Origin of the sequence: Novosphingobium sp. ZW T3_23 (assembly GCF_044987305.1) — a bacterium.
Taxonomy (GTDB): Bacteria; Pseudomonadota; Alphaproteobacteria; order Sphingomonadales; family Sphingomonadaceae; genus Novosphingobium.
This window is the reverse complement of sequence record NZ_JBJDRF010000002.1, coordinates 264,468-272,365: the sequence shown is the minus strand read 5'-3', so window position 1 is coordinate 272,365 and position 7,898 is coordinate 264,468. Positions and strand designations below refer to the sequence as shown.

Annotated in this window: 6 protein-coding genes; 3 read left to right on the top strand and 3 right to left on the bottom strand. The window is 65.6% G+C overall.

Going from position 1 to position 7,898, the window contains the following annotated elements; all coding sequences use genetic code 11:
• Positions 1-796: pseudouridine synthase (locus ACI3K3_RS02545; RefSeq protein WP_404911780.1), on the top strand; the 796-nt coding region annotated here is incomplete at its 5' end.
• Between the two features lie 23 nt (positions 797-819).
• Complete coding sequence (rsmD, locus tag ACI3K3_RS02540) at positions 820-1,368, top strand: 16S rRNA (guanine(966)-N(2))-methyltransferase RsmD (protein WP_404911799.1); 549 nt, start codon at positions 820-822, stop codon at positions 1,366-1,368.
• Positions 1,369-1,427: 59 nt separating this feature from the next.
• Here rsmD and ACI3K3_RS02535 read toward each other — a convergent pair whose 3' ends face one another.
• Positions 1,428-2,087: a hypothetical protein gene (locus ACI3K3_RS02535; RefSeq protein ID WP_404911778.1), complete on the bottom strand. Its 660-nt coding sequence runs from the start codon at positions 2,085-2,087 to the stop codon at positions 1,428-1,430.
• Between the two features lie 127 nt (positions 2,088-2,214).
• Here ACI3K3_RS02535 and ACI3K3_RS02530 point away from each other — a divergent pair, with 127 nt between their 5' ends.
• On the top strand, positions 2,215-4,512 hold the full coding sequence (locus ACI3K3_RS02530; protein WP_404911777.1) for an ATP-dependent helicase: 2,298 nt from the start codon (positions 2,215-2,217) through the stop codon (positions 4,510-4,512).
• 19 nt (positions 4,513-4,531) lie between these two features.
• Here the strand turns inward: ACI3K3_RS02530 and ACI3K3_RS02525 are convergent, their stop codons facing one another.
• Both ACI3K3_RS02525 and ACI3K3_RS02520 read right to left on the bottom strand, forming a co-directional pair.
• Positions 4,532-5,998: a carboxylesterase/lipase family protein gene (locus tag ACI3K3_RS02525; RefSeq protein ID WP_404911775.1), complete on the bottom strand. Its 1,467-nt coding sequence runs from the start codon at positions 5,996-5,998 to the stop codon at positions 4,532-4,534.
• Between the two features lie 155 nt (positions 5,999-6,153).
• A complete protein-coding gene (locus ACI3K3_RS02520; protein ID WP_404911773.1) occupies positions 6,154-7,554 on the bottom strand; it encodes a DEAD/DEAH box helicase in 1,401 nt (466 codons plus the stop codon).
• Between the last annotated feature and the right edge of the window lie 344 nt (positions 7,555-7,898).

The following is a 7,898-nucleotide window of genomic DNA, read 5'->3' as shown; positions in this document are numbered from 1 at the left end:
ACAGGCGCCGCAGGCCGCCGCCCCCACCCCCAAAACGCCGGGCATGCCCGAGCGCGAGGGCGAACGCATCGCCAAGTTGCTCGCGCGCGCGGGCGTGGCCAGCCGCCGCGAGGCCGAGCGCCTGATCATCGAAGGCCGCGTCAAGCTGGGGGAGGACGTTATCGAGACGCCCTCTACCGTGCTGCCCAACCTCAGGGGCGTGACCGTGGACGGCAATCCGGTCCGCGACGCTGAGGAAACCCGGCTCTTCATCTTCCACAAGCCGTCGGGGCTGCTGACCGCCGAACGTGACCCGGCCGGCCGCCCGACGATCTACACCGCCTTGCGCAATGCCCTGCCCGAAGGCAGCGGCCGGGTCATGCCGATCGGCCGTCTCGACCTCAATACCGAGGGACTGCTGCTCCTGACCAACGACGGCGAGTTCAAGCGTCAGCTCGAACTTCCCGCCACCGGCGTGCCCCGGACCTATCGTGCGCGTACCTTCGGCGACATCACGCAAGCCCAGCTTGAGGATCTGATCGAAGGTATCGAGATCGAGGGCGTGGTCTACGGCAAGATCGACGCCAATATGGAGCGCCGCACCGGGCGCAACCAGTGGATCGAAATGACCCTGACCGAAGGCAAGAACCGCGAAGTCCGCCGGGTTCTTGAACACCTGGGCCTTCAGGTCAGCCGCCTGATCCGCGTCTCCTACGGACCGTTCCGCCTGCTGGACCTGCCCAAGGGCATGGCGGTCGAAGTCTCCCCGCGTGAGCTGGAAAACTTCCGTCGCACGCTGCCGGGCGCGGAATTGTGAAGGGAGCGCCCGCGAAGGCCGGCCTGCGCATCGTCGCCGGGGAATGGCGCGGTCGCAAGCTGGCTGCTCCGGAAGGCGAAAACACCCGCCCCACCGCCGACCGCACGCGCGAGACCTTGTTCTCGATGCTGGCGAGCCGGTTGGGGACGTTCGAGGGGCTCAAGGTTGCCGATCTCTTCGCAGGATCTGGCGCGCTCGGGCTGGAAGCGCTGTCGCGCGGCGCCGCACATTGCCTTTTCGTGGATCAGGATCCGGCGGCGATCCGCGCGATCCGTGCGAACATCGCCAATCTGCACGCCCAACCCGTCAGCGACGTGCGCGCCGGTTCGGTCCTGTCACTTGGCCCGGCAAAAGCCGTGCTGGACCTGGTCTTGCTCGATCCGCCCTATGATACCGGCGCGGGATCGGTGGCGATCGACAAGCTCGCGCGGCTTGGCTGGATCGGCGAGCAGACCTGGGTCTGCCTGGAAACAGGGCGCAACGAATCGGTCTCGATTCGCGGCTTCGAAGTGGAAAGCTCGCGAGACGTCGGCAAGGCCCGCCTGCACATACTTCGCCGCACGGCCGAGTAAGCGGATCAGGATGGACGATCGTCGTCCCGGACGCGGTCCGGAACGACGACCCGTTCGAACTACTTGCCGCCACGGTTGCGGCAGTTGTCCTTCACCGTCTTGCTGCAAACCGGATAATCCTTGTTCATCGCGGTTGCCGGGGGCGGTGTCATGGCGCCCTTGTAGGGACCGCCCTGGTAGGTCTGATCGGCGGGCATCGCCGGGCGGACCGCCTGATCGGCCGATTGCGGATCGGGAACGCCCGTCGTGGGCATGCCTTCGCCCGGAGGGTTAGCCTGTGTCGGCGGAGTCGTAGGCGTCTTGCCGGCCATTTGCTGGGCGATCGAATTCCAGGCGATCGCCTGTTGCTCCGGCGTCATCTTGTAGATCTGGCCGCGCTGGTCGGGCGTCAGTGCCCAATAGCCTTTCTGCTGGGGCGCCGTGAGGCTCCAGTAATAGGCCTGATACTCGGGCGTCCACGAATCGTAGTCCGCCTTCTGCTCGGCAGGCCAGCCATCGTACTGCGCTTTCTGATCGGGCGTCATCGATGCCGGCGTCATCGGCCTGGCAGGCGGCGCCGGCGGCTCGGATGGCGCACCGGGAGGTGGAGGGGCCGGCATTTCGGCGGCGGGCGGCTCGGCGGTGGTCGGGGGGGCACCCATTGTGTCCTGTGCCTGGATGACGGACGGTAACCCGATCAGCGAAAAGGCCGCCGCGCCCGCGAGGAGATATTTGCGCATGTCACACTCTCCTGTCTTTTATGTTTTGTTTTCTCCGTGACAACGCGACTCCTAGACCGGGAGATTGTTCCGGGGCTGCGACGAACCGGCCTTGCGCCGCGACGCTCCGTTCCCTAGATGTTCGCGGGTGAACGATCTGCAATCCTCCCTGCCCGACGACCCCCAGGACCCGCTGCTGGAAGGGCTGAACCCGCCCCAGCGCGAGGCGGTCCTGACCACCGAAGGGCCGGTGCTGATGCTGGCGGGCGCGGGCACCGGGAAGACGGCGGCGCTCACGCGCAGGCTGGCGCACCTGGTGCGCAGCCGCCGCGCCTGGCCCAGCGAGATCCTTTGCGTCACGTTCACCAACAAGGCCGCGCGGGAGATGCGCGAGCGAGTGGGGCACCTGATCGGTCCGGCCGTCGAGGGGATGCCCTGGCTCGGCACGTTCCACGCCATCGCCGCCAAGATGCTGCGGCGGCATGCCGAGATGGTGGGTCTCCAGCCCAACTATACGATCATCGATACGGACGATCAGTTGCGCCTGCTCAAGCAGCTTATCCAGGCCGAAGGGCTGGACGAGAAGCGCTGGCCGGCCCGCCAGCTTGCGGGTTGCATAGATCGCTGGAAGAACCGCGGCCTCAACCCCGCAGACCTCGATGCCGGCGAGAACGAGGCCTATGCCAACGGACGGGGGCAGAAGTTCTACCAGCTCTACCAGGATCGCCTGAAGGCCGTGAACGCCTGCGATTTCGGTGATCTCCTGCTGCACATGCTGAATATCCTGCGCAACCATCGGGAAGTGCTCGAACAGTACCAGCAGCGCTTCAAATACGTCATGGTGGACGAATATCAGGACACCAACCAGGTCCAGTACCTGTGGCTGCGGCTGATCGCGCAGGAGCGCAAGAACATCTGCGTGGTGGGAGACGACGACCAGTCGATCTATTCCTGGCGCGGTGCCGAAGTGGCCAATATCCTCAAGTTCGAGAAGGACTTCCCCGGCGCCAAGGTGATCCGGCTGGAGCAGAACTATCGCTCCACCCCGCAGATTCTGGCCGCTGCCTCGGGGCTGATCGGGGAGAACACGCAGCGCCTCGGCAAAACGCTGTGGACCGAGCGTCACCCCGGCGACAAAGTCCGCGTCATCGGCGTCTGGGACGCGCCTGAGGAGGCGCGCCGGGTGGGCGACGACATAGAGCGGCTGGAACGCGAAGGCGCCCCGCTCGACCAGATCGCCATTCTCGTGCGCGCCCAGTACCAGACGCGCGAGTTCGAAGACCGTTTCATCTCGATCGGCATGAAGTACCGCATCGTCGGCGGCTTCCGCTTCTACGAGCGGGCCGAAATCCGCGATGCTCTGGCCTACTTGCGCGTGATCGCGCAACCGGCGGACGATCTCGCGTTCGAGCGCATCTACAACGCACCCAAGCGCGGGCTCGGCGCCAAGGCGTTGGAAGCCCTGCATACGCTTGCGCGGCGGCGCGGCATTCCCCTCGCCATGGCCGCGATCGAGATCGCCGACACCGACGAACTGCCTGCCCGCGCCCGCAACACCTTCCTGGCGCTGATGCGCGATTTCGCGCGCTGGCGCGACCTGTCGGGCACGGAAAACCCGGCGGACCTCCTGCGTACCGTCCTCGACGAAAGCGGCTATACCGACGCGCTCCAGGCCGAAAAGACGCCTGAGGCGAGCGGTCGGCTCGAGAACCTGGTCGAACTCGCGCGCGCCATGGAGGAATACGACACGCTGGGCGATTTCCTCGAACACGTCAGCCTGGTCATGGACAACGACGCAGCGTCCGACGAGGAAAAGGTCACGATCATGACCATGCATGCGGCCAAGGGGCTGGAGTTCGAGCACGTTTTCCTGCCGGGCTGGGAGGAAGGCGTGTTTCCCTCGCAGCGGGCGATGGACGAAGGCGGGCTTGCCAGTCTGGAGGAAGAACGCCGGCTCGCTTATGTCGCCATCACGCGCGCGCGCCGCAAGTGCACGATTCTCCACGCCGCCAACCGCCGCATCTACGGCCAGTGGACCAGTTCCATACCCTCGCGCTTCATTGCGGAACTTCCGGACGATCACGTCGAAAGCGAAACCACGCTCTCCGGCGGCGCTTCGTTGTGGCGGGCGCAGTGGACCGAAATGGCGGATCCGTTCGCCGAAGTCGCCCGCGCCCAACCGGCACGCACGGTCACGCGCGGTCCGGGCTGGCAACGCGCCGCCGCGCGCGAATTCGATCCGACTCCGCGCAAGATCGCCGAATCGACCCGCAGCGCCGCCAGCTTCGCCGCCAAGCCGCGCACCGATGTGGAGATCGGCAGCCGCGTCTTCCACGAGAAGTTCGGCTACGGCGCCGTACTCTCGCAGGAGGGGAACAAGCTGGAGATCGAGTTCGAACAGGCCGGGCGCAAGCGGGTGCTCGACAGTTTCGTCAAGCCGGCCTGATCGTTCTTACAGCCCGCCGCTAGAGTCCGGTCTTGGCTGGTGCGGCCCTGATCTGCCCGATCCAGGGATCAGGCCCGAACCTCGCCGTTCCATCGGGCGCAAAGTCCAGGATCTCGTCGCCATCTCCGGAGCGCGCCTGCCATGCGGGCAGCCTGCCGTCACTGGGCCCGCCATTCGGATTCCCGGTGCGGGCGAAGTTCACGAGATAGGCGCTGATCGTGCGGCCCAACGCATTGTCGCGATCGCTGGTTTTGGCCGCGTACTTCACGGCCTGCGTGTCGAAGAAAAACGGTATGTCGGTGGCGTGCCCCGCTCCCCGGCCCGTCCCCGCTCCCGTTCCCGCTCCCGAGGCGAGCGCCGAAGCCACGTAGGAAAAACGATACTCGTAGACGGGTACACCGGCCTCCGCGACCAGAGCGGCAAGCTGGCGCGCTCCGGCGACCATGCCGCCGCTCACCCCGCCGATATCGTCGCTGGTCGCGCCGATCATCATCGGAACGCGATGAAAGTGCTTCGTTTCATAGGCTTTCCGCTGATCCACCGCCACGCGTCCATCGGCAAACGGGCTGGCGAAGTTGCGGGGCTGGCCGGACGGCGCGAACAGAGCCGCGAGATTGAGGCCATCGGTGACCTGCTCGGGCGTCAGCGCGCGCAGCTTGGCCAGGGCCTGCGGATCGTCGGGAGCGATGCCCTTGCCTTCCGCGAACCTTACGCCGATCGCTTCGGCAGCCGCCAGGTTGGAATCGCCAAGGCTCGTCCCATTCCCGCCCGACATCACCACGGCCTTGGCGAACAGGCCTTCTGCTTCGGGCGAGGTCACCAGGTTGTGCACGGACATGCCGCCCGCGCTTTCGCCGATGATCGTGACATTGTCCGGATCGCCGCCGAACGCCGCGATGTTGCGCTTCACCCAGCGCAAGGCGGCAAGCTGGTCCATGTAACCGTAGTTTCCGGTCAATCCGCCGTCCTCGGCGGCGCGCGTCAGGGCCGGGTGTGCGAAAGTGCCGAAGCGGCCAACCCGGTAATTGAAGCTGACGAAAAGCACACCCTGCCGCGCCAGTTCCGCGCCCGAATAAGTCGGCGGCGAAGCGCCTCCATTCACGAAGCCCCCGCCGTAGATCCACGCCACGACCGGCAGCTTCCCCTTTACCCCGGCCGGGCGCCAGACATTGGCATAGAGACAGTCCTCGGCCGGCGGGGTGCCAAGCGGTGCGGCATCGCCGTCGAAGGGTTTCTGCATGCAGTCATGCCCGTAGGCCGTTGCCGCCTTCGTTCCCTGCCAGGACACGACAGGCTGAGGCGCCCGCCAGCGCAGGGCACCGACCGGCGGCGCGGCGAAGGGAATCCCCTTCCAGCTTGCCACGTCGTTTTCGACCGAACCCGCAAGCTGCCCGCCTTCGACGCGCACTTGCGTTCCTGCATCAGCCACGACGCCGCAAGAGGCGGTCAGCACGCCGCCGAGCGCCAGTATGTGCATGATCTTCATGGAATCCCCGCTGTCGATACGCTTCGAGCAGCGGTTCTGGCACGCCGCCGCGCGCATAGGCAAGCGGCATCATGCGCCGGACGACCGGCGCGATTCTTCGAAAAATGAAGGTGAAGCCGAGCCAGCGATGGAGCGCTGGGCCCGGCCGCCGGTCGTCAGGCCAGTGCCGAAACGTGCAGGAACTCGGGAACGGGGCCATTCCAGCCATCGTCGGCGGGTTCCGGCTCGCGGCGACGCGAACGGCTGCCCTCGGAACGACGCTCGCGCCGCTGTTCCTCACCCCGGCTTTCGCGACGAGGTGCCCGCTTCTCGGTGACGGCCTCGGCAACGGCCTCGGTAACCACAGGCCGCTCTTCGCGACCTGCCGGCTCCGCACGGGTACGCTCGCGCTTTTCGCGGCGCGGTTTTTCTTCCCTGACCGGCGCCTCGACAGCGCCTTCGCTCGGCATCTGATAGACGGGAATCTTGCCGCCGGTCAGCTTCTCGACATTATCGATTGCCTCGGCATCTTCCGGCGAGACGAACGTAAAGGCCCGGCCGGAAGCGCCGCCACGGCCGGTACGACCGATGCGGTGAACGTAGTCGTCCGGGTGCCAAGGGGTGTCGAAGTTGAAGACGTGGCTCACGCCCTTCACGTCGAGCCCGCGGGCGGCAACATCGGACGCGACCAGGATGTTGATCGAACCGTCCTTGAAGCGCTGCAGTTCGGCCAGGCGCGCGGGCTGGTCCATGTCGCCATGGATTTCCCCGGCAGCAAAACCATGCTGCTTCAGGCTCTTGGCCAGTTCGCGAACGGTGGTCTTGCGGTTGGCGAAGACGATCGCGGTCGAAACGTCGTCGTTGCGCAGCAGGTGGCGCAGAACTTCGCGCTTCTTGCGGCTTTGCACCGCGACCTTGTGCTGGACGATGTTGGTGTTGGTGCTCGCCGGGCGGGCGACCTCGATGTACTTCGGATTCGTCAGAAAGCGGTCGGCCAGCTTCTTGATCACCGGCGGCATCGTCGCGGAGAACAGCAGCGTCTGCCGGTTGGTGGGCAGCTTCGCGCAGATCGTTTCGATATCGGGAATGAAGCCCATGTCGAGCATGCGATCGGCCTCGTCGATGACCAGCAGTTCGCAGCCGGTCAGCATGATCTTGCCGCGTTCGAACAAGTCCATCAGGCGACCCGGCGTTGCGATCAGCACGTCCACGCCGGCCGACAGGGCCTTGAGCTGGTCGCCCATCTGCACGCCGCCGATCAGCAGCGCCATCTTCAGGTCGTGATTCTTGCCGTACTTCTCGAAGTTCTCGGCCACCTGTGCAGCGAGTTCGCGCGTCGGTTCGAGGATGAGCGAGCGCGGCATCAGCGCACGACGGCGACCATGTGCCAGAACATCGATCATCGGCAGCACGAAGCTGGCCGTCTTGCCGGTACCGGTCTGGGCGATGCCGATGATATCCTTCATCATCAGGACCGGCGGGATGGCTTGTGCCTGGATCGGAGTCGGCTCGCTGTAGCCAGCGGTTTCCACCGCCTTCAGCAATTCGTCAGACAGGCCGAGATCGGCAAAGTTCATAGACAGACAGGTCTCATAGGCAGGAAGCTTGCGAAAATGCGCGGGTACTTCGATAATCCGGGGTACTTCGATTACGTCGCGGCGCGGCAGCGAACTTCCGAATCAACGGATTCGCGCGCATGCCGATAGTACACCTGCGCGCCGCCTAGGCGGGAACTGCCGCAGAAGTCAAGGAAATCCACCCGATACGGCCCAAAACGCGGGTTTGGGCCTGATCCTCAAGGCGCGCGGAACGATATCGCCGTTCTTGCGCCTACCTAGGGCGGATCGACATTCAGGTCAGGTGGAGACGAGAAGCGTGATTCTCCGAGCATCGGAGCGCAGCGGACTTTTGGTCCGTGAGC

What these genes read in the sequence shown, in the direction of transcription:
- ACI3K3_RS02535 (WP_404911778.1), bottom strand. Translation starts at nt 2,087, where the DNA reads ATGCGCAAATATCTCCTCGCGGGCGCGGCGGCCTTTTCGCTGATCGGG.
- ACI3K3_RS02525 (WP_404911775.1), bottom strand. Translation starts at nt 5,998, where the DNA reads ATGAAGATCATGCACATACTGGCGCTCGGCGGCGTGCTGACCGCCTCT.
- ACI3K3_RS02520 (WP_404911773.1), bottom strand. Translation starts at nt 7,554, where the DNA reads ATGAACTTTGCCGATCTCGGCCTGTCTGACGAATTGCTGAAGGCGGTG.